This is a genomic window from Collinsella phocaeensis (assembly GCF_900119895.1).
GTDB lineage: Bacteria > Actinomycetota > Coriobacteriia > Coriobacteriales > Coriobacteriaceae > Collinsella > Collinsella phocaeensis.
Map to the genome: position 1 here is coordinate 328,502 of NZ_FQLR01000004.1, position 23,901 is coordinate 352,402.

19 protein-coding genes are annotated in these 23,901 nt (G+C 69.1%); 17 read left to right on the forward strand and 2 right to left on the reverse strand.

Going from position 1 to position 23,901, the window contains the following annotated elements; genetic code table 11:
• Nucleotides 1-8: 8 nt before the first annotated feature.
• The 5 genes from recR to BQ7355_RS03525 all read left to right on the forward strand — a co-directional run bounded on the left by recR (nucleotide 9) and on the right by BQ7355_RS03525 (nucleotide 7,299).
• Nucleotides 9-605, forward strand: a complete 597-nt coding sequence (gene recR, locus BQ7355_RS03505; RefSeq protein WP_072414953.1) for a recombination mediator RecR — start codon at nucleotides 9-11, stop codon at nucleotides 603-605.
• 93 nt (nucleotides 606-698) lie between these two features.
• Entirely contained in the window at nucleotides 699-3,560 is a 2,862-nt protein-coding gene (locus BQ7355_RS03510; protein ID WP_240307304.1) for an ATP-dependent helicase, read from the forward strand.
• A 152-nt stretch (nucleotides 3,561-3,712) separates the two neighbouring features.
• Nucleotides 3,713-5,032, forward strand: a complete 1,320-nt coding sequence (gene brnQ, locus BQ7355_RS03515) for a branched-chain amino acid transport system II carrier protein (protein WP_083581524.1) — start codon at nucleotides 3,713-3,715, stop codon at nucleotides 5,030-5,032.
• A 263-nt stretch (nucleotides 5,033-5,295) separates the two neighbouring features.
• Nucleotides 5,296-6,258, forward strand: a complete 963-nt coding sequence (locus tag BQ7355_RS03520) for an ROK family protein (protein WP_072414955.1) — start codon at nucleotides 5,296-5,298, stop codon at nucleotides 6,256-6,258.
• A 99-nt stretch (nucleotides 6,259-6,357) separates the two neighbouring features.
• Entirely contained in the window at nucleotides 6,358-7,299 is a 942-nt protein-coding gene (locus BQ7355_RS03525) for a DHH family phosphoesterase (protein WP_072414956.1), read from the forward strand.
• A 117-nt stretch (nucleotides 7,300-7,416) separates the two neighbouring features.
• On the opposite strand, the gene BQ7355_RS03530 is transcribed toward BQ7355_RS03525, so the two are convergent.
• Entirely contained in the window at nucleotides 7,417-8,364 is a 948-nt protein-coding gene (locus BQ7355_RS03530; RefSeq protein WP_072414957.1) for a calcium/sodium antiporter, read from the reverse strand.
• A gap of 601 nt (nucleotides 8,365-8,965) precedes the next feature.
• Between BQ7355_RS03530 and nhaA the strand changes: the two genes are divergently transcribed.
• A complete protein-coding gene (nhaA, locus tag BQ7355_RS03535; RefSeq protein WP_072414958.1) occupies nucleotides 8,966-10,330 on the forward strand; it encodes a Na+/H+ antiporter NhaA in 1,365 nt (454 codons plus the stop codon).
• A 71-nt stretch (nucleotides 10,331-10,401) separates the two neighbouring features.
• On the opposite strand, the gene BQ7355_RS03540 is transcribed toward nhaA, so the two are convergent.
• The gene (locus BQ7355_RS03540) at nucleotides 10,402-10,659 is read right to left on the reverse strand and encodes a hypothetical protein (RefSeq protein WP_072414959.1); all 258 of its coding nucleotides are present in this window, start codon (nucleotides 10,657-10,659) and stop codon (nucleotides 10,402-10,404) included.
• Between the two features lie 97 nt (nucleotides 10,660-10,756).
• Between BQ7355_RS03540 and BQ7355_RS03545 the strand changes: the two genes are divergently transcribed.
• The 11 genes from BQ7355_RS03545 (at nucleotide 10,757) to BQ7355_RS03595 (ending at nucleotide 23,464) form a co-directional block, all read left to right on the forward strand.
• Nucleotides 10,757-12,043: an aspartate aminotransferase type Ic gene (locus BQ7355_RS03545; RefSeq protein WP_072414960.1), complete on the forward strand. Its 1,287-nt coding sequence runs from the start codon at nucleotides 10,757-10,759 to the stop codon at nucleotides 12,041-12,043.
• A gap of 81 nt (nucleotides 12,044-12,124) precedes the next feature.
• Nucleotides 12,125-12,436 carry an STAS domain-containing protein gene (locus tag BQ7355_RS03550; RefSeq protein WP_072414961.1) on the forward strand — a complete coding sequence of 104 codons (312 nt, stop codon included), beginning with the start codon at nucleotides 12,125-12,127 and terminating at the stop codon, nucleotides 12,434-12,436.
• A gap of 276 nt (nucleotides 12,437-12,712) precedes the next feature.
• Nucleotides 12,713-13,387, forward strand: coding sequence for a Sec-independent protein translocase subunit TatA/TatB (locus BQ7355_RS03555; protein ID WP_072414962.1), 675 nt, complete (start codon nucleotides 12,713-12,715; stop codon nucleotides 13,385-13,387).
• Entirely contained in the window at nucleotides 13,387-14,184 is a 798-nt protein-coding gene (tatC, locus tag BQ7355_RS03560; protein ID WP_205407558.1) for a twin-arginine translocase subunit TatC, read from the forward strand. Before BQ7355_RS03555 ends, tatC begins: the two co-directional genes overlap by 1 nt.
• Before the next feature lie 923 nt (nucleotides 14,185-15,107).
• A complete protein-coding gene (locus tag BQ7355_RS03565; RefSeq protein WP_072414963.1) occupies nucleotides 15,108-17,708 on the forward strand; it encodes a DNA topoisomerase I in 2,601 nt (866 codons plus the stop codon).
• Nucleotides 17,709-17,999: 291 nt separating this feature from the next.
• Nucleotides 18,000-18,833 (forward strand): hypothetical protein, encoded by an 834-nt coding sequence (locus tag BQ7355_RS03570; protein WP_072414964.1) that lies wholly within the window; start codon nucleotides 18,000-18,002, stop codon nucleotides 18,831-18,833.
• A complete protein-coding gene (locus BQ7355_RS03575) occupies nucleotides 18,788-18,982 on the forward strand; it encodes a hypothetical protein (protein WP_072414965.1) in 195 nt (64 codons plus the stop codon). The genes BQ7355_RS03570 and BQ7355_RS03575 overlap by 46 nt, the downstream gene beginning before the upstream one ends.
• A 70-nt stretch (nucleotides 18,983-19,052) precedes the next feature.
• Nucleotides 19,053-19,727, forward strand: a complete 675-nt coding sequence (gene tmk, locus BQ7355_RS03580; protein ID WP_072414966.1) for a dTMP kinase — start codon at nucleotides 19,053-19,055, stop codon at nucleotides 19,725-19,727.
• Complete coding sequence (gene holB / locus BQ7355_RS03585) at nucleotides 19,703-20,857, forward strand: DNA polymerase III subunit delta' (RefSeq protein ID WP_240307305.1); 1,155 nt, start codon at nucleotides 19,703-19,705, stop codon at nucleotides 20,855-20,857. Before tmk ends, holB begins: the two co-directional genes overlap by 25 nt.
• Nucleotides 20,848-22,464 carry a PSP1 domain-containing protein gene (locus tag BQ7355_RS03590; RefSeq protein WP_072414968.1) on the forward strand — a complete coding sequence of 539 codons (1,617 nt, stop codon included), beginning with the start codon at nucleotides 20,848-20,850 and terminating at the stop codon, nucleotides 22,462-22,464. The genes holB and BQ7355_RS03590 overlap by 10 nt, the downstream gene beginning before the upstream one ends.
• 91 nt (nucleotides 22,465-22,555) lie before the next feature.
• On the forward strand, nucleotides 22,556-23,464 hold the full coding sequence (locus BQ7355_RS03595; RefSeq protein ID WP_083581526.1) for a ComF family protein: 909 nt from the start codon (nucleotides 22,556-22,558) through the stop codon (nucleotides 23,462-23,464).
• The last annotated feature ends 437 nt before the right edge of the window (nucleotides 23,465-23,901 follow it).

The following is a 23,901-nucleotide window of genomic DNA, read 5'->3' on the forward strand; positions in this document are numbered from 1 at the left end:
GAGCCGATATGAGTGCCGACCGCAGCCTTCAGATCCTCCTCGACGAGCTGGGACGCCTGCCGGGCATAGGCCCGAAGAGCGCCCAGCGCATCGCCTACCACCTGCTCGAGGCGGACGCCGACGAGGCGCGCCGCCTCGCCGAGGCCATCCTGCAGGTCAAGCAGCAGGTGCATTTCTGCAGTCGCTGCTTCAACTACGCCACGGGCGACGAGTGCGCCATCTGCGAGGACGCCTCGAGGGACCGCGGGCGCATCTGCGTGGTCGCGGAGCCGCGCGACGTTTCGGCTATCGAGCGCACCGGCAGCTACCGGGGCCTCTACCACGTCCTGGGCGGCGTGATCAACCCGATGGAAAAGATCGGCCCCGACCAGCTCACCGTGCGCGAGCTGCTCGCGCGGCTGGGCTCCGAGGACGTCGAGGAGGTCATCATCGCCACGAACCCCAACATCGAGGGCGAGACCACGGCGAGCTACCTCGCGCGCACCATCAAGCCGCTCGGCGTCACGGTGAGCCGCCTGGCGAGCGGCCTGCCCGTGGGCGGCGACCTCGAGTACGCCGACGAGCTCACGCTCGGCCGCGCCATCGAGGCGCGCCGCGCCCTCTAGCCCTCGCCGCCATCGCTTTCGTCGCGCCCCGTCCCGCTCGTGTCCGGACGGGGCGCTATCATCCGAATCCCCGTCGAACCGTCAGGAGATGCCATGCCGCAGGAACTGCCCTGGGAGAGAAACATGCGTGCCGCGCAGCAGGCCGGGGCCCCGGTTCCCTCGCGCGCGGGCGCCCGTCCCGCCGCTCCCGTCCAAGGCGACCTGTTCGGCGGCGCCCCGGCCCCGTCCGCGCATGCGGTCCCCTGGCCCGTCGCCCCGTCGGCTCCCGCCGCGCCCGAGCCCGAGTCCGTCCCGCTCGATGCCTACGATGCCCCCGCGCCGTCGCGGCCGCAGCCCCCGCGGGTCGATATCGACTCGCTCAACCCCGCGCAGCGCGACGCGGTGCTCACCACCGAGGGCCCGCTGCTCGTGCTCGCGGGCGCCGGCTCCGGCAAGACGCGCGTGCTCACGTTCCGCATCGCGCACATGATCGCCGACCTGGGAATCCGCCCGTGGCAGATCCTCGCCATCACCTTCACCAACAAGGCGGCGGCCGAGATGCGCGAGCGCCTGGGCGACCTGCTGCCCGGGGCGACGCGCGGCATGTGGGTCTGCACGTTCCACGCGATGTGCGTGCGCATCCTGCGCGAGGACGCCGACCTGCTGGGGTACACCGGCCAGTTCACGATCTACGACGACGACGATTCGCGCCGGATGGTGCGCGAGATCATGACCTCGCTGGAGATCGACCAGAAGCAGTATCCCATCAACATGATCCGCGGCAAGATCTCGACCGCCAAAAACGCCATGGTCTCTCCGGAGGAGATGGCCGCGCGCGCCGGGAGCCCGCAGGAGGAGAAGGCGGCCCGCGTGTACGCCGAGCTCGAGCGCCGCCTGCGCGCCGCGAACGCGATGGACTTCGACGACCTGCTGCTCCGTGCCCTCGAGCTGCTGCGCACCCGCCCCGAGGTGCTCGAGAAGTACCAGGAGCGGTTCCGCTACATATCGGTCGACGAGTACCAGGACACCAACCACGTGCAGTACGAGATCGCCAACCTCCTGGCGGCCAAGTACCAGAACCTCATGGTCGTGGGCGACGACGACCAGTCGATCTACTCGTGGCGCGGCGCCGACATCTCCAACATCCTCGACTTCGAGAAGGACTTCAAGTCCGCCAAGGTGGTCAAGCTCGAGCAGAACTACCGCTCGACGGGGCACATCCTCGCGGCGGCCAACGCCGTGGTGCGCCATAACTCCCAGCGCAAGGACAAGCGGCTGTTCACCGATGCGGGCGATGGCGACAAGATCCAGGCCTACCAGGCGAGCGACGAGCGCGACGAGGGCCGCTGGATCGCCTCGGAGATCGACAAGCAGCACGATGCCGGGACCGGCTACGACGACATGGCGGTCTTCTACCGCACGAACGCCCAGTCGCGCATCCTCGAGGACATGTTCCTGCGCGCCGGCGTGCCGTACAAGATCGTGGGCGGCACGCGCTTCTTCGACCGCGCCGAGATCCGCGACGTCATGGCGTACCTCAAGCTGGTGGTGAACCCTGCCGACGAGATGAGCGCGAAGCGCGTGATCAACACGCCGCGCCGCGGCATCGGCGCCACCTCCATCGCCAAGATCGAGGGGCTCGCGCGCGCGAACGGCTGCTCCTTCTTCCAGGCGTGCGAGCTCGCGTGCGCCGAGACCTCGCTGCTCTCGGCCAAGGTGCGCGGGGGCCTGGCGGATTTCGTGAGCATCGTGCGCGAGGGGCGCCGCATGGACGGCGAGCTCAAGGACGTCGTCGACGCGATCGTCGAGCGCTCGGGCCTCCCGCGCGCCTTCCGTGCGGAGGGCACGATGGAAGCCGAGAGCCGTGCCGAGAACATCCAGGAGTTCATGGGCGTCGCCGCAGAGTTCGAGGAGACGCACGAGGATATCGAGGGCACGCTCGAGAGCCTGGCGGAGCTGCGTGCCGCGGGCGTGGCGGACGTACCCGAGGACGCGCCCGCCGGCGTCCCCGCGATGCCGGACGCGGCGGACATGCCGCTGGACGCGGCCCTGGCGTCGGCTGCCCCGGCCCTGGAGGCCACGCTGGCCGATCCCGCCATGGAGCCGGCGGCCTCGGCGCCGAGCGCGGCAGCCGTCGCCGCGGCCGAGATCGAGCGCACGTACGGCCCGCTCGCCTGCGCCGCGCTGCCCGCCCTCATGGAGTGGCTCGCCCTGCGCAGCGACCTCGACGCGCTGTCGGGGCAGACGAGCGCGGTGACGATGATGACGGTCCACTCGGCGAAGGGCCTCGAGTTCCCGGTCGTCTTCGTCGCGGGCATGGAGGAGAGCATCTTCCCGCATGTCGCGGGCTGGTCGGACGACGATCCCGCGAAGCTGGAGGAGGAGCGGCGCCTGGCGTACGTCGCCATCACGCGCGCCCGCAAGCGCCTGTTCCTCACCTATGCCGCGACCCGGCGCACCTTCGGCTCGACGCAGGCCAACCCGCGGTCCCGCTTCATGGACGAGATCCCCGAGGAGCACATCGAGTTCTCGGGCATCGGTTCCGCTGGCTTCTCGGGCACGGGCTGGGAGAAGCGCGGCGACCGGCGCGGCACGTTCGGGTCGGGCCAGGGCTCCGAGATGTACGGCGGCCGGGTGTTCGGCTCCTACACGCGCTCCACGCCGGGTGTGCAGCGCCGCGGCGCGATCAGCCCCGACGCCGGCCGCGTGGCAACCGTCTCCGAGGGCGGTCCCGCGACGTTCGGGTCGGGCGCGGGCTCGACGCGGCCCCGTGCGAAGGCGCCGGCGGTCGAGCAGCGCAGGCCCGACGCCGCCGCTGCCGCCGCGGTCTTCGCCGCGGGCGATGCGGTGAGCCACAAGACGTTCGGCCCCGGCACCGTGATCTCGGTCGACGGTGACATGATCGAGGTCCAGTTCGAGCGCAGCGGCAAGACCAAGAAGCTCATGAAGGGGTTCGCGCCCATCGTCAAGCTGTAGGGCGGGCGACGCGGCCGATCGCATGGACCGGGGGCGGCGTCCTCCTTCTCCGCACGTCGCCCCCTTGGTCCCTCCCGCCGTCCCGCGCGGTGGGAAGCGCGCCGCTCTGCTAAGGTGGAAGCTTCCCGTACGACGAAGCGATCGGAGCGGCCGTGGCGCGCAAGTCCCTCACCCCCAAGCAGTCCCTCTTCGTGGGGATCACCCTGTTCTCGATGTTCTTCGGCGCGGGCAACCTCATTCTGCCCCCGCTGCTCGGCCTGCAGGCGGGCGCCTCCGCGGTGCCCGCGATGGCGGGCTTCCTCGTCACCGGCATCGGCCTGCCCATGCTGGGCATCATCGCCGTGGGCCTGGCGGGCACCATCCGCGAGCTCGCGTCCCGCGTCCATCCCGTCTTCGCGCACGTGTTCGTCGCCGCGGTGTATCTCGCCATCGGTCCCTGCCTGGCGATTCCCCGCACCTCGTCCACCTCGTTCGAGATGTTCGAGCCGCTGCTTCCCGCGACGGTCTCGCTGGAGACCGCGCGCCTCGTGTTCTCGGTTGCCTTCTTCGCCGTCGCGCTCCTGCTCGCCATGCACCCCAACGCCCTCACCAAGCTGCTCGGCCGCATCACCGGCCCCGCGCTCATCGTCCTGCTCGTCTTCGTGATCGGCTCGGCGCTGTTTGACCCCGCCCCCTCGCTTCCGGCGGCGCAGGGCGCCTATGCCGCCGCGCCCGCCATGTCGGGATTCCTCACGGGCTATCAGACCATGGACCTGCTCGCCTCGCTCACCTTCGGCATCGTGATCGCCGCGAACATCCGCGAGCTCGGCATCACCGACGACGGCGGACTGGTGCGCGAGGTCTCGCGCGCCGGTGTGTTCGCCGGCCTGTTGATGGGCGTCATCTACTGCGGCCTGGCGGTGGTCGGCGTCAACATCGCCGCCGACCTTCCGGGCGCCACCAACGGTGCCGAGATCCTCGCCGCTTCGGCCGGCGCCCATTTCGGGACGGCCGGGACGGTGGTGGTCGCGGTGATCTTCCTGCTCGCCTGCCTCAACGTGTGCATCGGCCTCATCAGCTGCTGCGGGTCGTATTTCGCCGACGAGTTCCCCCGCGTGCCGTACCGCGCCTGGGCCATCGGCTTCGCCGTCTTCTCCTGCGCGGTCTCCAATTTCGGCCTCGACGCCATCCTCACGTTCTCCGTGCCGCTGCTCAACGCCCTGTATCCCATGGCGATCGTCTTGGTGCTGATGGGCATGATGCACAAGGGGTGCGACCTCGTCCCGTGCGCGTGGCCCTGGGCCGTGGGACTCACGAGCGTCGTGAGCGTCGCCACCGCGCTGCGCGACGCGTTCTTCGCGGGCGCCTGGCTTCTCTTCGACGCGCTGCCGTTCGCCGACATGGGCATGAACTGGGTCGTTCCCGCGCTCGTCGGCATGGCGATCGGCGTCGCCGCATCGGGTTGGCGCCGCGGCGGGGCCGACGCCGCGTAAGGCGCCTGCGCACCGCGCGGTGCAAATCGGCTGCGGGCATCTCGTCGGCTGCTGCAGTTCCGCCTCGTCGCGCACCGATGCGTCCATAGGCGCTGTGGGGAGGGTGCCGCATCGCCGAGGCGTCCGCACCCGCGAGCCCGTGCACATCCGGTGGCGATGCATGCGGCCCTTGCGGCGAAGAGACGCGACCGCCGTTTCGCCGGGGGCGTATCATGGTCCCGTTCGGAAGCGGGCCCGGCGCGCGCCGGGGGAAGGGGGCTGACATGCCCGAGGCTCAGCAGTACTACATCGGGATCGACGTGGGCGGCACGTCCGTCAAGCTCGGCCTGTTCGACGCGTCGGGAGAGCTGCTCGCACGCGAGAGCGTGCCGACTCCCTCGCTTGCCTGCGCGGAGGGCTACGCTGCGGTGGTGGGCGGCATCGAGCGGCTCATGGGGTCGCAGCGCCAGCCCATGCTCTTCGTGCGCGGCATCGGCCTGGCGATTCCCTGCCCGGTGCCCGCGAGCGGCGTGATCACGGTCGCGGCGAACATCGAGATCGACGCGCCGGCGCTCATGGCGGCCCTTCAGGACCGGTGCTCCGGCGCCGCGATCCGCTACGTCAACGACGCCAACGCCGCCGCCATGGGCGAGCTGTGGCGGGGGAGTGCCCGGGGCCATCGCAGCATGGTCATGGTGACCATAGGGACCGGCCTGGGCGGCGGCGTGGTGGTGAACGGCGACGTCGTCGACGGCGCGTTCGGAGCCGGCGGCGAGATTGGCCACATGTGCGTCAATCCCGCCGAGGAGCGCATCTGCGGCTGCGGCAGGCGCGGGTGCCTCGAGCAGTACGCGTCGGCGACGGGCGTGGTGAGCAACTACCTGCGCGCGTGCGGGCGGGCGGGCGTCGAGCCCGTCGAGCTTGCCGGGCCGAGCGACTCGCGCTCGGTGTTCGACGCCGCGCGCTCCGGCGACGCCGCCGCGCTCGCCGCGATCGATACGACCGTGGACTACCTCTCCCTCGGCCTGCAGATCGTCTCCGCCGTGGTCGATCCGGAGGTCTACGTGATCGGAGGCGGAGCGTCGGCGGGGGCCGACCTGTTCCTCGATGCCCTGCGCGAGCGGTTCGCGGCGCGCGCCTTCCCCGCGAGCTCGAAGTGCGCCATCGAGGTCGCCGAGCTGGGGAACGACGCGGGCATCTTCGGCGCGGCCTACGTGGCCCTGCGCGCCGTGCAGCGCGAGGCGTGAGGCGCAGGGGGCCCGAGCCCGCGGTGCATGCCGCCGCGTGCGTTCGTGCTACCATGGGACGCGTTTGGGATCGATATCAACCCACAGGGAGGAACCCACATGGCAAACGTCCTCGTCTTCGGACACCAGAATCCCGATAACGACGCCATCATGTCGTCTGTCGTCCTGTCCCAGCTGCTCAACCAGCTCGAGTACCAGGGCAACACCTATACCGCCTGCTGCCTGGGGCCGCTGCCGGCCGAGTCCGCCAAGCTGCTCGAGGACGCCGGCGTGCCCGCCCCGACGCTGATCGACGCCATCGAGCCCGCCGACGAGGGCGAGGAGGCCCAGCTCGTCATCCTCACCGACCACAACGAGCCCGGCCAGTCCGTCGCCGGCCTCGAGAACGCCACCATCTTCGGCGTCGTCGACCACCATCGCTTCGGCGACTTCACCACCGCCGCCCCGCTGCACATCGTGGCGCTGCCTTGGGGCTCCTCCTGCTCCATCGTGGCCAAGCTGTTCGAGGTCATGGGCGTGGCGCCCACGGATACGCAGGCCAAGCTGCTGCTCTCGGCCATGATGACCGACACCCTTATGCTCAAGAGCCCCACCGCCACCGATGTGGACGCCGCGATCGCCGCGAAGCTCGGCGAGCAGCTCGGCGTCGACCCGGTCAAGTTCGGCATGGAGGTCTTCCTCACCCGTCCGTCCGGCTCCTTCACCGCCGCCGAGATGGTGGGCAACGACATCAAGATGTTCGAGGTCGCCGGCAAGAAGCTCCTCATCGGCCAGTACGAGACGGTCGACAAGTCCCGCGCGCTCGGCATGATCCCCGAGATCCGCGAGGCCATGCGCGCCTATGCTGCCGAGAAGGCCGCCGACGGCATCGTGCTGTGCCTCACCGACATCATGGAGGAGGGCTCCCAGGTCCTGCTCGAGGGCGACACCGAGGCCGCCCAGAAGGGCCTTGAGATCGCCGACGTCGCCGAGGGCGTGTGGATGCCCGGCGTGCTGTCCCGCAAGAAGCAGGTCGCCGCGCCCATCCTCGCCGCCAACTAGTACGTCGGCCGGGAGCGCGCCCGCGTTCGGGCGGCAGCGTCATTCGACCCGATGAAAAAACGCCTCGCGGTCCGTCTGGGCTGCGAGGCGTTTTGCTTGGAGGGGGCGTGGGGCGCGTCAGCGAATGACCGCCGAGGCGAGGTAGATGATGTAGAACATCACGAAGACCAGGCCGCAGCGGCGGGAGAAGGTCCGCGTCCTGCCCACGAAGGTGAACACCACCATGCAGACGGAGAAGATGGCGATGAGGGCGAGGTCGAGGTTGTAGACCGGGTTGAACGCCAGGGGCGCGAAGAGCGCCGGGGCGCCCGCGACCAGCAGCAGGTTGGTGATGACGGAGCCCATGACGTTGCCCACGGCGGTGTCCGCGTTGCCCTTGAACGCGGCGACGGAGCTCGTGACGAGCTCGGGCAGGGCCGTGCCGACGGACACGATCGTGAGGCTGATGAGGACCTGGCTCACGCCCAGGGCGCTCGCGATGGCGACGGCGTTGTCCACGACGAGGTCGGCGCCCATCTTGAGCAGGCCGATGGCGATGACGATGAAGAGGACGTCCTTCGAGATGTTGCCGGTGTCCTCGTCCTGTGCGGGGCTCTCGCCCTCGTCCTCAACCTCGCGCATGCCGGCGATGACGCTGTTGGCGATGAACAGGACGAAGAGGGTGAGCAGGATGGCGCCCTCGATCGCGTTGATGGAGTTGTCCGTGTTGGCGAAGAGGGCGAACACGAGGACGGCTCCGATGCTCATGGGGACCTCGACGCGCGTGGTGCGATGGGCCAGGTTGAGCGGCACGATGATTGCGGAGACGCCCAGGATGAGCAGCAGGTTGGCCATGTCGCTGCCCATGATGTTGCCCACGGCCATGCCGGAGTTGCCCGAGAGCGTCGAGGTGACGCTCACGAAGACCTCGGGCATCGAGGTGCCGACGGCGCAGATCGTGAGGCCTGCGACGCGGTCGGACATGCCGAAGCGCTTGCCGATATGCGTGGCGCCCTCGACGAGCTTGTCGCCGCCGAGGACGAGCATGGCGATGCCGAGGATGACCAGGGCGAAATTCAAGACCATATCGTGGTTCTCCTGTCTCGGAAAGGAAGGCCCGATCCGTTCGTGATGGATGCGATGGGTGGCGCCGGCGGGGTGCCGGCGTGGCGCCGATGCGGGGCACCGACTCAGAAATCGGCACCTCCGCTGAGCGGGGATGCCGAGACGTTCACGTGTGCTTGCGGGTGATGCACGATTCCATAGTACCCAAAATCATGGGCATATCGGAGGGTTTCGCCAGTTAATGGACGTTTTATGGGCGATGTGCGCCGGCGCCGCGCACCCTGCCGTGCCAAGAGGCGTGCCAAGAGGGACGTACCCTAACGGCACGCCGAACGTTTAGCCGTGCCGTTAGGGTACGTCCCTCTTGGCGAGGGCCCGTCCCTTTTGGCACGCGGCGGCTCGGGCGGGCATCCTTGCGCACCGTGCCGAGATGCCGGTGCCGGAAACCGTATTTTGGATTCGCCGTGGAACCGATAATGAACATATGTCGTATATATATCGGGGCTGGGTAGGATTGAAGGGGATTCGACAGCGGGGCCGCCTCATCGGGCGGGCCGAACGATCCGATCCCGCACGGGGCCCTGCGGCGCCCCGACGCTCGCGGGACGGGGCGAGGAGGGCCATGGACGCACGCGAGCAGCTGTTCAACGAAACCCAGCGCAAGCGCATAGCGCGCCGCGACGTGAGGGAGCGCATCTACGAGAACGGGACCATCGCCGCCGCGGTGATGGTGCTCGCCGCGGTCGCGGCGGTGATCTGCGCGAACAGCGACGCCTACGAGCAGGTCCACCGCTTCCTCATGGAGCCCATCCACATCGGTCTCGGCGGAAGCGCCGTCGCGATCTCCATCGAGATGTTCGTCAACGACTTCCTCATGGCCATATTCTTCCTGCATGTCGGCATCGAGCTCAAGTACGAGATGACCGTGGGCGAGCTGCGCCGGCCCCGCCAGGCCCTGCTGCCCATGCTTGCCGCCCTAGGCGGCGCGGTCGCCCCGGCATGCATCTACGCGCTGTTCAACAAGGGTGGCGCGATGCACGGCTGGGCCATCCCGATGGCGACCGATATCGCCTTCGCGCTCGGCGTCCTGTCGCTGCTGGGGGACCGCGTGCCGTCCGGCGTGCGCGTCTTCTTCTCGACGCTCGCAATCGCCGACGACCTGATCTCCATCGCGGCGATCGCGATCTTCTACGGCCAGAGCCCCGATATGCTCTGGCTCGCGGGCGCGGCGGCGGCGACGATCGCGCTGTTCTGGCTCAACCGCACCCAGCACTTCCAGCTGGCGCCGTACCTGCTGCTCGGCGGCGTCCTTTGGGTCTGCCTGTTCAAATCGGGGGTGCACGCGACGCTCGCCGGCGTGATCCTGGCGTTCGCGGTGCCGGCGCGCTCGGGGCTGAGGCTCGACAACCTCGGTGCGTGGATGCGCGACTACATGCCCGACATGTACGACCGCTACGACGAGGGGGCGCACATCCTCGACCAGCAGGACTTCACGGACGCGACGTTCGGCGCCGAGCGGGTGATGCGGCGCGTGACCCCGCCGCTCATGCGGCTCGAGCGCATGGTCGCCGCGCCGGTGAACTTCATCATCCTGCCCCTGTTCGCCTTCGTGAACGCCCAGGTGCGCCTCGTCGGCGTGGACATGCTGCAGCTGGCCCTCGATCCGGTCGCGCTGGGCACGTATTTCGGCATGCTTCTGGGCAAGCCGCTCGGCATCTTCGGGATGACGCTGCTGCTGGTGCGCACGGGCATCTGCGACCTGCCCCGCGGCGTGCGGTGGGGCCACATCGCGTGCGTGGGCATCTTGGGCGGCATCGGGTTCACGATGTCCATCCTCATATCCGGGCTGGCGTTTCCGGCGGATCCCGGCGAGGTGCTGGCCGCCAAGGCCGCGATTCTCGCCGCGACGGTGAGCGCCGCCGCGGTGGGTATGGCCGCCATGGCCCGCGTGTGCGGGAGGGGCGCGAAGCGGCCCGACGTCGCCTGAGCCGTCCGCCGGCGTGCCGTTAGGGTACGTCCCTCTTGGCACGCGCCGGCGAGCGACCCGCGGCGCCGGGGCTACTCCACGGTGCCATAGGCGCTGGCCCAGCCGTGGGCCGCGAGCGCGGAGTTGATCTGGTCGCACAGGCGCTGTCGGTCGTAGGTTCCCGGGGGCAGGAGGTTCACGATCTCGAGTAGGTCGGCGGATAGGTCGAGGATCTCGGCCTGCACGACGATATCGAGACGTTCGATGGAGGTCCGACCGCCCGCGAACATGCCGTCCACGAGGCGCTGGAGCTCGCCGAACTCCTCGGATTGAAACGATCCCATCTGCATGATTCCTCCAAGGTCGCCGGACGTGCGCCGTGCGCGACGAAACGATGGCTATACTTTAGCGAGACTGATTGTATCCTGCCGAAGGGGGAGCGAAACCATGCAGACGATCTACCAGAAGATGGGCCCCGCCGAGCTCGACGCGGCCATCTCCGACCTCGAGGCGCAGGTCGCCGAGGTCAAGGCCCGCGGCCTGGCGCTCGATATGGCGCGCGGCAAGCCGTCGCCCGCGCAGGTCGACATCTCCCGGCCCATGCTCGACATCCTGGGCTCCGACGCCGACCTTACCGACGGGGGCGTGGACTGCTCCAACTACGGTTGCTTCGAGGGCATCCCGTCCGCCCGCCGTCTCGCTGGCGAGTTCCTCGGCGTGCCCGCCGAGCAGACCATCGTGCTGGGCGCCTCCAGCCTGAACATCATGCAGTCCGTGATCGTCCACTACTGGGAGAAGGGCGTCCCCGGCTGCACGCCCTGGCATAAGCTCGAGGACGTCAAGTGGCTCTGTCCGGCCCCCGGCTACGACCGCCACTTCGGCCTCACCCAGGACCTCGGCATCGAGAACGTCCCCGTCCGCATGACGGAGACCGGCCCGGATATGGACGAGGTCGAGCGCCTCGTCGCCTCCGATCCCTCGATCAAGGGCATGTTCTGCGTCCCCAAGTACTCCAACCCCACCGGCGTCACCTATTCCGACGAGACGGTCCGCCGCCTCGCCACCATGGAGTGCGCCGCCCCGGATTTCCGCATCGTGTGGGACAACGCCTACGCCGTGCACGACTTCGGCGATGAGCCCGAGGTCCTCGCGAACGTGTTCGACTACGCGCGCGAGGCCGGCAACGAGGACCGCATCCTGGCCGTCGCGTCGACTTCCAAGATCACCTTCCCCGGCGCGGGCATCGCGTTCTTCGGCTCGTCCCCGGCGAACGTGACGGAGGTCGCCAACACCCTCAAGGTCGGCCTCATCTCCGCCAACAAGCTCAACCAGCTCCAGCACGTGCGCTTCATGCCGACGCTCGACGACGTCCGTGCCCATATGCGCAAGCACGCCGAGTTCCTCCGCCCGCGCTTCGCCTGCGTCGAGCGCAGGCTCGAGGAGGGCCTGGGCGGCACCGGCTGCGCCACCTGGACGCATCCGAACGGCGGCTACTTCGTCTCGTTCGACGGGCCCGAGGGTTCCGCCAAGCGCGTCGGGGCCCTGTGCGCCGAGATGGGCGTCAAGCTGACCCCTGCCGGCGCGACCTGGCCCGGCGGCAAGGACCCGCGCGACACCAACATCCGCATCGCGCCGAGCTATCCCAGCGTGGAGGAGCTCGAGGCGGCGCTCGACGTGCTCGTGCTCGCCGTCAAGCTCGTGTCCGCCCAGCTCGCCCGCGACGAGCGCGCATAGGGCGATGCCGCGGCCGTCGCGCCGTCCCGTTTCCTGCCGTCGCCTCGCCGACGGCGCTACGCAATCGTGAGGAGTCGATCCATGGATCTCGCAATCACCGTCAATCCAACCCCGGAGCGCTACCTGGTCGCGGTCTCGGGCGAGGTGGACATCTCCAACGTGCCCGCGCTCCGCGATGCCATCAACCTGGCGCTCGAGCAGCCGCCCGCGGTCGTCGAGCTGGATTTCTCCCAGGTCTCCTACATCGACTCGACCGGTATCGGCGTGCTGGTGGGTGCGGCGCACCATGCGCGCGAGCACGAGAAGCAGCTCGAGGTGACGCATGCGCAGCCCAACGTGATGCGCGTGGCGCAGCTTTTGGGCGTGGACGAGCTCATCGGCATCACGGCGTAGACGGCCCGGGGCGCCGTCGGCCCCGTGCTGTGAAGGCGCGTCCCCTTTGACATGCGGAAGGGGCCGTGCGACGAGGGTGCGTCCCTTCGGGCGCGCGAGGCGCCCGGTCGCGCCAAAGGGGTGCGTTCCGCGTGGCGCGCCTTACGGTGTCCTAACGTTTCGACGGCGCTTCCCGCAGAGGCGGCGCATGCCGTCGGGGTATACTCATACAACTTGTCTATTCGGGCCCGGCTCCACGCACGCCGGGCCCGTCCACAGAGTGCGTGGAGGTCACACGTGTTAGGAATTGGCTCAACAGAGCTGGCGATCATTCTCCTGTTCGCCTTTCTGCTCTTCGGACCGGATAAGCTGCCGCAGGCGGGCCGCACCATCGGCCGCGCCCTGCGCCAGTTCCGCGAGACGCAGGAGAAGCTGACGAACGTCGTGCAGACGGAGGTCGTCGACCCCATGGCGGCTGCCGCCAAGGCGCCGGTCAAGAAGGGTTCCGACGCCCCGGCCGACGACGACGGCGACCTGGATGTCACCGCGTCCGACGCGCCGCGCCGCAAGGAGACCTTCGCCGAGCGCCGCGCCCGCCTCGCTGCCGAGAAGGCCGAGGCCGAGGCGGCTGCGGCCACGGAGGCCGGCGAGGACGCCGACGCCCCCGCTATCGCATCCGAATCCGAGACCGCGGGCGCGGATGCGCAGCCCGCCGACGCCCCCCAGGCCGACGCGCCCGAGGACGCCGCCGCCCCCATTGAGCCCGCCGAGCCCGAGGTTCCCGCAGAGCCCTCGATCGAGGACCTCTACGCCCGCCGCCCGTCCCGCCGCGCCAAGCGCGCCGCCGCGCCCGAGCAGGCCGCGCCCGAGCAGGCCGAGGCTGAGCCTGCCGCCGAACCCGAGCGGACGTCTGGTCAGGCCGAGGCCGCCGAAAGCCCGGCGTCCGATTCCGAGGAAGGGGGTGAGTGCTGATGCCGATCGGTCCCGCTCGCATGCCGCTGTTCGACCACCTCGGAGAGCTGCGGCGCCGTCTTACCATCGTCGTCGTGTCCGTTATCGTCGCCACCGTCGTGATGTACTTCGCCACGCCGGTGCTCATCGATATCCTCAAGGACCCGATCATGCCTTCGCTGCCCGAAGGGTCCGACTTCGTGATCACCACCTCGCTCGGAGGCTTTTCGATCAAGTTCGGCATCGCCATCAAGATCGCGATCGTGATGTGCACCCCGATGATCGTCTGGCAGATCCTGGCCTTCTTCCTGCCTGCGCTCAAGCCCAACGAGCGCCGTTGGGTCGTGCCGACCGTGCTCGCCGCGACGGTGCTCTTCTTCGTGGGCGTCATATTCTGCTACGCCTTCATCGTCCCCGCCGGGTTCGAGTGGATGATCGGCGAGACCAGCACGATCGGCCAGGCGCTGCCCGAGCTGCAGGACTACATCAACATCGAGATCCTGCTCATGATCGGCTTCGGCGTGGCCTTCGAGCTTCCGCTCATCGTGTTCTACCTGGCCGTCTTCCATATCGTTCCCTACACGGCGTTCCGTGCCGCCTGGCGCTACATCTACGTCATCATGCTGGTGGTCTCCGCTTCCATCACGCCGGATGCCAGCCCCGTCACGCTGCTGTTCATGTATGCCGCCATGCTCTCGCTGTACGAGATCGCGCTCGCCGTAACGCGCTTCGTGGTGGTTGCGCGCGAGGGCAAGGCCGGCCTGTCCGGCAGCCGCCTCAACTTCCTCGCCGACGACGAGGACGAGGACGACGAGTAGCCTCCCACCCGCTATTCGCTCCAAGGCCGCGTATCCCGAGCCGGGTGCGCGGCCTTTTTGCTGTCGCGGTGCGGCGTGGGGTCGTGCGCGCTGGGTATCGGACGTCGAGCGGGGCGGAGTGTTTCGAGCCGCCGGGGTTCCGATGGGGGCGCAAGCCGTGATTCAGCGGGCTGCGGCGCGCTATGCCGGGCGCTCAAGGCCTATCCATCACGTTTTTCGTACGCGAACCGGAATCTGCGGAGTAGGCCGAAATCGCATACGGTTCCTACCAGGTCTTTCCCTGATCGCTTGAGGTGCTCTACTCCGCACGTTCCAGAGTTGATACGAAAAACGTTATAGATCGTATCGGGCGGACGCCGAAGGCCTAATCCAGCTTGAATCATCCGTGAGGGCGGCGCCTTTATTTTCGAGGCATTGCGATCGAGCCGTGTCGATGGTCGCCGGCCGACCGCCCCGGGTGGCCGTCTTCCCCCTGCCCCCTGCCCCGAAGAGGGCACGGTGGGCGCTACCCTCCTGCGGGCACTCCGAATCGCCCGCCGCGCACCTGCCGCGTGCGCTGCGGGGGCGCAGGATGCCTGTGCGGGGCGAGGCGTTCTCTGCGCGCACATGGACGGGTCGCGCCGGCTGCAGGCGCTCGGTCGCCCTCCCATGCAAGCCTCGGTTGCTTACCGATCGGGGGTCCGTCCATGGGGCTAAGGCGGCGGATGCGGTGCCCGCGGAGGACGTAGCAAGGTCGCCGTGAAAGACGGCACGGCTCACGCGGCGTCCGATCGCACGCGTGCGCAGGAAGACTCGTGCCTGCCGATAGACGCTTGCCCGCACTCGGGTAACGCGCCGCATAAATCGTGGTTTTCTGTTCACTTCGGGCAACTACCCTATACTGTGGACCACATGAATATATAGAGCGAGATGAAGGAGCCCTCTTGAAGCTCGTCGTCGCAGAGAAGAATATCGCCGCCCAGAAGATTGCCCAGCTGCTGTCCGATGCCGGCGCGCCCAAGAACGATAAGGTCTACAACACGCCTGTCTACCGGTTCTCGGTGGAAGGGGAGGAGTGGGTGTCGATGGGCCTCGCAGGCCACATCCTCGCCCCCGATTTCCCCGACGAGATCCTTTTCGACAAGAAAGCGGGCTGGTACGGCCTGACCGAGGATGGCGAGGTGCTGCCCGCGGGCGTCCCCGACGGCCTCGCCCGCCCGCCCTACGACACGAAGCGCAAGCCCTTCCTTGCCAACGGCATCAACATCAAGGGCTGGAAGGTGGAGAGCCTGCCGTACCTCACCTGGGCGCCCATCGTCAAGAACCCCGCGGAGAAAGAGATCATCCGCGTCCTCAAGAACCTTGCCAAGAAGGCCGACGAGGTCATCATCGCGACGGACTTCGACCGCGAGGGCGAGCTGATCGGCTCTGACGCCCTCAACATGGTGCGTGAGGTCGCTCCCGAGCTCCCGGCCCGGCGCGCCCGCTACTCCGCCCTCATCAAGGGCGAGGTGACCGAGGCCTTCGCGAACCTGGTCGAGCTCGACCAGGACCTGGCCGACGCCGGCGAGTCCCGCCAGTACATCGACCTCATCTGGGGTGCGGTCCTCACCCGCTACCTCACGCTCGCCAAGTTCGGCGGTTTCGGCAACGTGCGTTCCGCCGGCCGCGTGCAGACCCCCACGCTCGCCCTGGTGGTCGAGCGCGAGCGCGAGCGCATGGCGTTCGTGCCCGAGGACTACTGGCAGATCCGCGGCATGGGCGAGGCGTCCGGTCAGGAGTTCAAGATCGCGCACACCACGGCGCGCTTCACGGACAAGGTCGCCGCCGAGACCGCGTTCGCGCACGTCGACGGGGCCACCGCCGGCACCGTCACCGCTGTGGCCAAGCGCAGCCGCAAGCAGCAGCCCCCGGTGCCGTTCAACACCACCGCGCTCCAGGCGGCTGCGGCGGCCGAGGGCATCAGCCCCGCGCGCACCATGCGCATCGCCGAGTCCCTCTACATGAGCGGTTTCATCTCCTACCCTCGCGTCGACAACACGGTGTACCCCAAGACGCTGGATATCGAGGGCATTGTGCAGGGCCTCGCATTCGGCACGCCCGCGCTCGCGCCCGTGTGCAAGAAGGTGCTCGCCGGACCGCTCAAGCCGACGCGCGGCAAGGTCGAGACCACCGACCACCCGCCGATCCATCCCACCGGCCAGGGCGATCCCACCACGCTCGACGGCGGTCAGCTCAAGCTCTACAACCTCATCGCCCGCCGCTTCCTGGCGACGCTCATGGGGCCCGCGACCATCGAGAACACCAAGCTGTCGATCGACGTCGCCGGCGAGCCCTTCGCCGCAAGCGGCGACGTGCTGGTCGAGGCGGGGTTCCGCGAGGCGTACCCGTACGGCCTCAAGCGCGATGAGCAGCTGCCCGCGCTCGCGCAGGGCGATGTCATCGACGTGCACGACATCAAGCTCGAGGCCAAGCAGACCGAGCCGCCTGCGCGCTACAGCCAGGGCAAGCTCGTCCAGGAGATGGAGAAGCGCGGCCTGGGCACCAAGTCCACCCGCGCGAGCATCATCGAGCGCCTCTACACGGTGCGCTACCTCAAGAACGACCCGATCGAGCCCAGCCAGCTCGGCATCGCCATCATCGACGCGCTCTCGCAGTTCGCGCCGCGCATCACCACGCCCGAGATGACCGCGGAGCTGGACGAGGACATGACGCGCGTGGCGGAGGGTGCCGACACGCAGGAGCACGTCGTGGACCATTCCCGCACGCTGCTCGCCGGCATGCTCGACGCGCTCATCGAGCACAAGGACGATCTGGGCGAGGCCATCTCGGATGCCGTCACCGCCGACGCGCGCGTGGGCGCGTGCCCCAAGTGCGGCAAGGACCTCGTGATGAAGACGAGTGCCAAGACCCGCGGCAGCTTCATCGGCTGCATGGGTTGGCCCGACTGCGACGTGACCTACCCCGTGCCCTCCGGCGTCAAGGTGAGCCCGCTCGAGGGCGAGGCCGCCGTGTGCCCCGAGTGCGGTGCGCCTCGCATCAAGTGCCAGCCGTTCCGAAGCAAGGCCTACGAGCAGTGCGTCAACCCCAAGTGCCCCACCAACTACGAGCCCGACCTCAAGGTGGGCGAGTGCTCGGTGTGCGCCGAGGCGGGCCGTCACGGCGACCTGATCGCGCATAAGAGCGAGAAGAGCGGCAAGCGCTTCATCCGTTGCACGAACTACGACGACTGCGGTGTGAGCTATCCGCTGCCGGCGCGCGGCAAGCTCGAGGCCACCGGCGAGGTCTGCGAGCGCTGCGGCGCCCCCGTGGTGGTGGTCGAGACGGCTCGCGGTCCCTGGCGCATCTGCGTGAACATGGACTGTCCCGGTAAGGAGAAGAAGCCGGCCCGCGGCAAGGCGGCAGCGGCGAAGAAGACGGCTTCGACCGCGAAGAAGACGGCTACCAAGAAACCGACGGCGAAGAAGTCCACGGCGAAGAAGTCCACGGCAAAGAAACCCGCCGCGAAGAAGACGACGTCCAAGAAGTCGTCCGCGGGGGAGTAGCCCTAACCCCTGGGGGCGTCCCGCTGTCTTGCGTGTATGGCTTTCGACCGTTTAGACCGCTCTAAGCAGCCGAAAGTCATACACGCAAATCGAATAACGGCTGCGGATAATCGGCGCTCCCGTGTTCGCGGCATCGACCGTTGGCGTTCGTCCGCATGCCGCCTGCGGTCATAAGAAACCATCAAAGCGCTCTCGTATGCCGCCATGCTGCGGCGTTAGATGGCGATGACATCCTTGTTTGAGACTTGTTCGCCGCTTCTCTGCTACGGTGCCCATAAGGGGGGGTCGAGTATGGGTAGGCGTGGCTGGGAAGCTGCTGAGCGGCTCTTGGATACCGCGGAGGCGGAGGCGAGGTTCGCGTTCGCGGGCGGGCGGGCTGAGGCGCGTTCGCTCTCGCGCGCTTGCGTCGCCGGAGAGGCGGTCGAGGTTTCGCGGGGCTACTATGCGCGGGCCTCGTACTTCGAGGCGCTTCCGCAACGGGCCCGTGCGATGCATCTGATCCGCGCGATGGCCCGCAAGCATCCAGAATGGGCGTTCGCGTCGTTCTCGGCCGCTTTGGTCCACGGGCTGCAGGTGACCAACAGGCTGACCGGCATCGTGCACCTCGCGATGGGCGCGCGTGAGAATCGCTCCATCCGCGACGCTCGAATCAAGTGCCACCTGATCCGAGATGATTCGTACGAGCTGGTCTCCGGGATTCGCGTGACGCCGCTGAGGGCTACGGTGCTGGACTGCCTTTGTCGGGCGAACTTTCCTCAGGGCCTGGCGATCGCCGACTCCGCTCTCCATTGGAACCTGATTGACGAGGATGACCTGAGGCGGTATGTCGAGCACGCGGGCTATCGACGCCGTGGGATCCGGATGGCGAGAAAGGTGCTTCGATGGGCGGACGGCCGAAGCGAGAACGGCGGCGAGTCGATGGCGCGGGCGATCATGATCGATCTGGGGTTCGTGCCGCCCGATCTGCAGGTCGAGATATGCGACCCGATGAATCCGACCAGGTCGTGGCCGTGGATTTCCATTGGATGCTGCCTGACGGCGGGGTGGTTGTCGGCGAGTTGGACGGCAAGGGCAAATACATGCAAGGTGCTGCGCATGATGCGGCGCCCGCGATCGCCAAGCTGACGCGGGAGCGGGTGCGGGAGTCGCACATCAACCTGACGGGCGCCACGGTCCTGCGCTTCTCGTTTGCCGAGGCGATGGACGGGGAGTACATGCGCCGCCTGCTGGAAAAGGCCGGTGTGCCGATACGGATGCCGATGCGCCGTCGATAAGGGCTCCGGTGCGGCGCATGGTGCATCGCGTGGGGTATCATGGCGAGGTACGAGATTCGATTGGAGAGCGATGCCGTTCATTACGCTAGAGGGAGTCGATGGCTGCGGGAAGACCACGCAGGCGGCGCTGATCGCCGATGCGCTCGAGGCAGCCGGCTACGACGTGCTGCGCCTGCGCGAGCCCGGCGGGGTCGCCATATCGGAGAAGATCCGCGCGATCTTGCTCGACCCGGCCAATGGCGAGATGGGCGATGTGTGCGAGCTGCTCCTCTACGAGGCCGCTCGGGCCCAGCTCGTGCATCAGGTGATCAAGCCCGCGCTTGCCGAGGGCAAGACGGTGATTTGCGATCGCTTCTACGATTCGACCACGGCGTATCAGGCTTTTGCCGACGGCCTGGACCGCGATCTGGTGTCGCAGGCCAACAAGCTCGCCGTGGACGGCTGCTATCCCGACCTCACGCTCGTCTTCGACTTGCCGGTCGAGGCCGCCCAGCGCCGTCGTTCCAGCCGTGACACCGAGGACCGCCTCGAGCTCAAGGGCCTTGAATTCCAACAGCGAGTTGCCGAGGGCTTCCGTGCCGTGGCCGCCAGCGAGGTGGGTCGCGTGAGGCTGATAGATGCCGCCGGACCGGTTGATGGGGTCTTTAGGGGCGTCGTCGGTGAACTGGCGGCCGCCGGGCTGGATGTGCCCGAAGCCGCCGTCGCCGCGGCGCTCGCCGCATGCCAGGGGTCGTGCTGGTCATGACCGAGCGCCTCGCCCCCAACAGCCTGCTCTCCCAGCTCGACATGCAGCCGCGTGTCCGGAGCTTCCTCGCCCGCGCGCTCGAGCAGGGCCGCACGAGCCATGCGTACCTGTTCCTCGGCGCCCCGGGCTCGGGCAAGCTCGAAGCCGCCTGGGCGCTTGCCCAGGCGCTGATCTGCGACGACGGGGGCTGCGGGACCTGCGACCACTGCGTGCGCGTCGCCCGCCGCACCCATCCCGACGTCCATCTCTTCTCCCCCGAGTCCGCGACGGGCTACCTCATCGCGCAGACCCGCGAGCTGCTCGAGGACGTCGCGCTCGCCCCCATCCGAGCCAAAGCAAAGGTGTATATCGTCGACCGTGCCGAGCAGCTGCGCGCGAACTCCGCGAACGCGCTGCTCAAGACGCTTGAGGAGCCGCCTGCGGGCGTGACGTTCATCCTGCTGGGCACCTCTGCGGACGCGATGCTTCCCACCATCGTCTCGCGCTGCCAGTGCGTGCCGTTCCGCACCCTTTCCGAGGAGCAGGCCGTCGCCGCCGTGGAGCGCGCATGCGGGGCGCCGCGCGGCCGCTGCCGGATGGCGCTCTCCGTGACGGGCGGGCCCGCCCGCGCCGCCGAGTTCCTCAAGAGCGCGGAGCGCCAGGACGCCCGTCGCGCGACGGTGCGCGCCCTGGACATGCTGCGCCGCTCGGACGAGGCGGACATCCTCATGGCGGCCAAGGACCTCGTGCTCGCCGTCAAGGCTCCGCTCGATGAGGTGAAGTCCACGCAGAAGGCCGTGCTGGAGCAGAATGCCGACTACCTGTCGCGTGGAGCATTGAAGCAGCTCGAGGACCGCAACAAACGCGAACTGTCCGCCCGAGAGCGTTCGGGTATCATGGAGGCGCTCGCGAGCGCGCGCTCGCTGCTGCGCGATTGCCTGCTTCGCCTCGAGGACCCGGCCGCCGATCTCGTGAACGAGGACGTTCCGGAAGTCGTCGAGCGCCTTGCCGCCGCAACCGACACCGCGGGCGCCGTGCGCGCCCTCGAGGCCGTCTCCCGTGCCGAAGCCCGCATCGCGCGGAACATCACCCCGCAGCTGGCCATCGAGGTCATGCTCTTCGATATCAGAAAGGCGCTTCTATGCCTGTAGTCGTTCCCGTCAAGTTCCCCTACGCCTCGCGCGACCTGTGGTTCGATCCCTGCGGCCTCGACATCGTCCAGGCCGACTACGCGATCTGCACCACCGAGCGCGGCACCGAGATCGGTCTGGTCACGGCCGACCCCTTCGAGGTGCCCGCCTCCGAGCTCTCCGCGCCGCTCAAGTACGTCATCCGCGTGGCGAGCGACGAGGACCTCGACCGCGCCGACGACCTCGCGTGCGCGGGCGAGGACGCCATGGAGGACTTCCGTCGGCTCGTCGCCAAGAACGGGCTGGACATGAAGCCGGTGGGCGTCGAGTTCCTCTTCGGCGGCGAGAAGGCCGTGTTCTACTTCGCCGCGGAGGACCGCGTCGATTTCCGCCAGCTGGTGAAGGACCTCTCCGCACGGTTCCATGTGCGCGTGGACATGCGCCAGATCGGCGTGCGCGACGAGACCCGCCTGGTCGGCGGCTATGCGCACTGCGGCCAGGAGCTCTGCTGCACGCGCTTCGGCGGGCAGTTCGAGCCGGTCTCCATCCGCATGGCCAAAGAGCAGGACCTGCCGCTCAACTCCTCGAAGATCTCCGGCATGTGCGGCCGCCTCATGTGCTGCTTGCGCTACGAGTTCGAGGCGTACAAGGACTTCAAGGGCCGCGCCCCCAAGAAGAAGACGCTCATCGACACGCCGCTCGGCCGCGCCCGCATCCAGGAGTACGACACCCCGAGGGAGCAGCTCATCCTGCGCCTCGAGAGCGGCAAGGTGTTCCGCGTGAACCTCGCCGACATGACGTGCTCGGACGCCTGCGTGAAGCGCAGCCGCGAGCAGGGGTGCGCCTGCCGTCCGGACACGGTGACGCGCGATATCCTCGACCGCATCGAGTCGCCCGAGATCAAGCTCGCCCTTATGGAGCTCGACCGCGAGCACGGCGTCGACGTGGGCGACGGCCTCGACACCTCCGACCGCATCATCGCCAGCGGTCCCACGCCGCGCCGTCGCCGCATGCGCGAGGAGGAGGCCACCAAGTTCCACGGCACCTCGCCCGAGTCCCGCGGCGGTCGCCGCCGCCCGTCTGATAACGAGGGCGCTGCGGACGAGGCGTCCCAGCCGCGCCGTCGCCGACGCCGCTCCGCCTCCGAGGGCGCCGAGGGCACCCGTCCCGCCAAGGACGCCGCTCAGGAGAAGCGCGCCGCGGGCGAGCAGGGCCCTGGCGGCCGTCGCCGTCGCCGCCATCTTTCCGCCGAGGAGCGCGACGACGCGTTCCGCAACGCCGCCGCCCGCGAGGACTCCCGCGAGGCGAAGCGCTCCGGCGACGCCGCGCCCGGCCGTTCTCGCCGTCGCCATACGACCTCGCCGGATGCGCGTCCGGGCCGTTCGGTGAAGCCCGACGTCCCCTCGGTCGCCGATCAGCTCGCCGACGGCGACGTCAAGGTGTCGCGCCGCCGCCGACCCGGTGACGGCGGGGGAGCCAAGCAGGCCCCCGAGCGCGACCGCCGCGCCCCGCAGGGGGAGCAGGACGCCCCGGGTGCCGAGAAGAAGCGCCGCCGCCGTCGCCGCCGCAAGCCCGGCTCCGGCGAGGGCGGCGGCGCCCCCGCGGCCCCCGGCGGAGGCGAGGCGTAGCACAAGCCGTCTGCTTCCGGACCCCGGAAACCGGGTATAAGCCCTCCATGGAACGACCCTCCTTCGCCCCGCGCGAGGGAGGGTCGTCTGCATGGAGGGTTGGATTCGCGTTGGATTGGGGGAGGACGCCGCGCTGTCGAAAGGAGGCCCTGCGCCCGGACCCGGCTCGCTCGAGATCCCCGGCCCGCCCGCCGGCTATGCGCGCGGCGGGGCGCTCGCGCACGCGGCTCCCGCTTTGCGAGGGGCGGTGGCGCGCGCGGCGGAATCGGCGCTCGAGCTCCTGTCGCCCACGCGCTGCTGCGGATGCGAGCGCCTGGGTCCGCTCGTGTGCGACCGCTGCCTCGGCGAGCTCACCCTGATCGATCCCGCGCATGCGTGCCTGCGCTGCGGGGCCCCGTACGGCGACATCGTGTGCACGGAGTGCGCGGGCGGCGGCGCTGCGGACGAGCCGCGCGCCGGCGGGGCCGATGACGCCGCGATCGCGCGCTGCCTGGCGATGGCGACCTACGAGGGCCCGCTGCCGCGCATCGTGCGCGCCTACAAGGATGCGGGCGAGCGGCGGCTCGCGCGGCTGCTCGCCGAGATGCTCCTCGACTGCGCCCTCCATGCCGAGCTCGCCGCGCCGGAGCGCTACGGCGGGATCCTGAGCACGGCGGACGCCGTCTGCTTCGTCCCTGCCACGGCGGCGGCGTTTCGCCGGCGCGGATTCGACCACATGGAGCAGGTCGCGCGCCCCCTGGCCGAGATGGCGGGCGTGCCCCTCGACGACGTGCTGCTGAAGCACGGGGCGCGCGACCAGCGCGCGTACGGGCGGGCGGGTCGCCGCGCCGCCGCCCAGGGGCTCTACGAGGTGGTTCACGGCCTGGAGGGCATGCGGGTCCTGCTCGTGGACGACGTTGTGACGACGGGGGCGACCATGGGCGCGGCCGCCGGGGCACTCCGGCGCGCCGGTGCCGCCCGGGTGGACGCCCTCGCCCTCGCCCGCGTCTGGGGCGGCTGATCGCCGTGGGCCGAAAGCCCGTCCGGCACCTTCGCTCGCGGTGGGCGAAGGGGCCGCGCCCGTCCGTTTTGCCCGTCTTGCCGACACCGGGGGTCCGGCCAGCCCGGCACTTCTCCCAAATAAAGCCGCGACCTGCTATAATGCCGCTTTGTTTCTCCCAGGCTGTGGTTGCGGGAGGGTCGGCGCCCCGGCGCCCGGCGTCCTTCCTAGTCCAAGACAGACGCGGTCGAAGGGATCCACGTAAGCGACCGCGTGCGCGCGGCGCGATCATGGCGCGTCCTAGAGGTAAGCCGCACCGTCCGTTCTACATTCTATGGGGCAATGTCGCCCCGCGGGCGAGCGGGCCAGTCGTGACGGGCACCGCGGTGCCCCGAGCAAACGCCCCGGTGCGCAGGTGTGGGGGCAAAGACCAGGTCAGCTGGGAGAAACGATCGAAA

Bases quoted from the DNA above. Each gene is read 5' to 3' on its own strand.
- tatC (WP_205407558.1), top strand. From the start codon at position 13,387: ATGCCGATCGGTCCCGCTCGCATGCCGCTGTTCGACCACCTCGGAGAG.
- holB (WP_240307305.1), top strand. From the start codon at position 19,703: ATGCCAGGGGTCGTGCTGGTCATGACCGAGCGCCTCGCCCCCAACAGC.
- BQ7355_RS03510 (WP_240307304.1), top strand. From the start codon at position 699: ATGCCGCAGGAACTGCCCTGGGAGAGAAACATGCGTGCCGCGCAGCAG.
- BQ7355_RS03530 (WP_072414957.1), bottom strand. From the start codon at position 8,364: ATGGTCTTGAATTTCGCCCTGGTCATCCTCGGCATCGCCATGCTCGTC.
- recR (WP_072414953.1), top strand. From the start codon at position 9: ATGAGTGCCGACCGCAGCCTTCAGATCCTCCTCGACGAGCTGGGACGC.
- nhaA (WP_072414958.1), top strand. From the start codon at position 8,966: ATGGACGCACGCGAGCAGCTGTTCAACGAAACCCAGCGCAAGCGCATA.
- BQ7355_RS03520 (WP_072414955.1), top strand. From the start codon at position 5,296: ATGCCCGAGGCTCAGCAGTACTACATCGGGATCGACGTGGGCGGCACG.
- BQ7355_RS03590 (WP_072414968.1), top strand. From the start codon at position 20,848: ATGCCTGTAGTCGTTCCCGTCAAGTTCCCCTACGCCTCGCGCGACCTG.
- BQ7355_RS03575 (WP_072414965.1), top strand. From the start codon at position 18,788: ATGCAAGGTGCTGCGCATGATGCGGCGCCCGCGATCGCCAAGCTGACG.
- BQ7355_RS03540 (WP_072414959.1), bottom strand. From the start codon at position 10,659: ATGCAGATGGGATCGTTTCAATCCGAGGAGTTCGGCGAGCTCCAGCGC.
- tmk (WP_072414966.1), top strand. From the start codon at position 19,053: ATGCCGTTCATTACGCTAGAGGGAGTCGATGGCTGCGGGAAGACCACG.
- BQ7355_RS03525 (WP_072414956.1), top strand. From the start codon at position 6,358: ATGGCAAACGTCCTCGTCTTCGGACACCAGAATCCCGATAACGACGCC.
- BQ7355_RS03550 (WP_072414961.1), top strand. From the start codon at position 12,125: ATGGATCTCGCAATCACCGTCAATCCAACCCCGGAGCGCTACCTGGTC.
- BQ7355_RS03570 (WP_072414964.1), top strand. From the start codon at position 18,000: ATGGGTAGGCGTGGCTGGGAAGCTGCTGAGCGGCTCTTGGATACCGCG.
- BQ7355_RS03595 (WP_083581526.1), top strand. From the start codon at position 22,556: ATGGAGGGTTGGATTCGCGTTGGATTGGGGGAGGACGCCGCGCTGTCG.
- BQ7355_RS03545 (WP_072414960.1), top strand. From the start codon at position 10,757: ATGCAGACGATCTACCAGAAGATGGGCCCCGCCGAGCTCGACGCGGCC.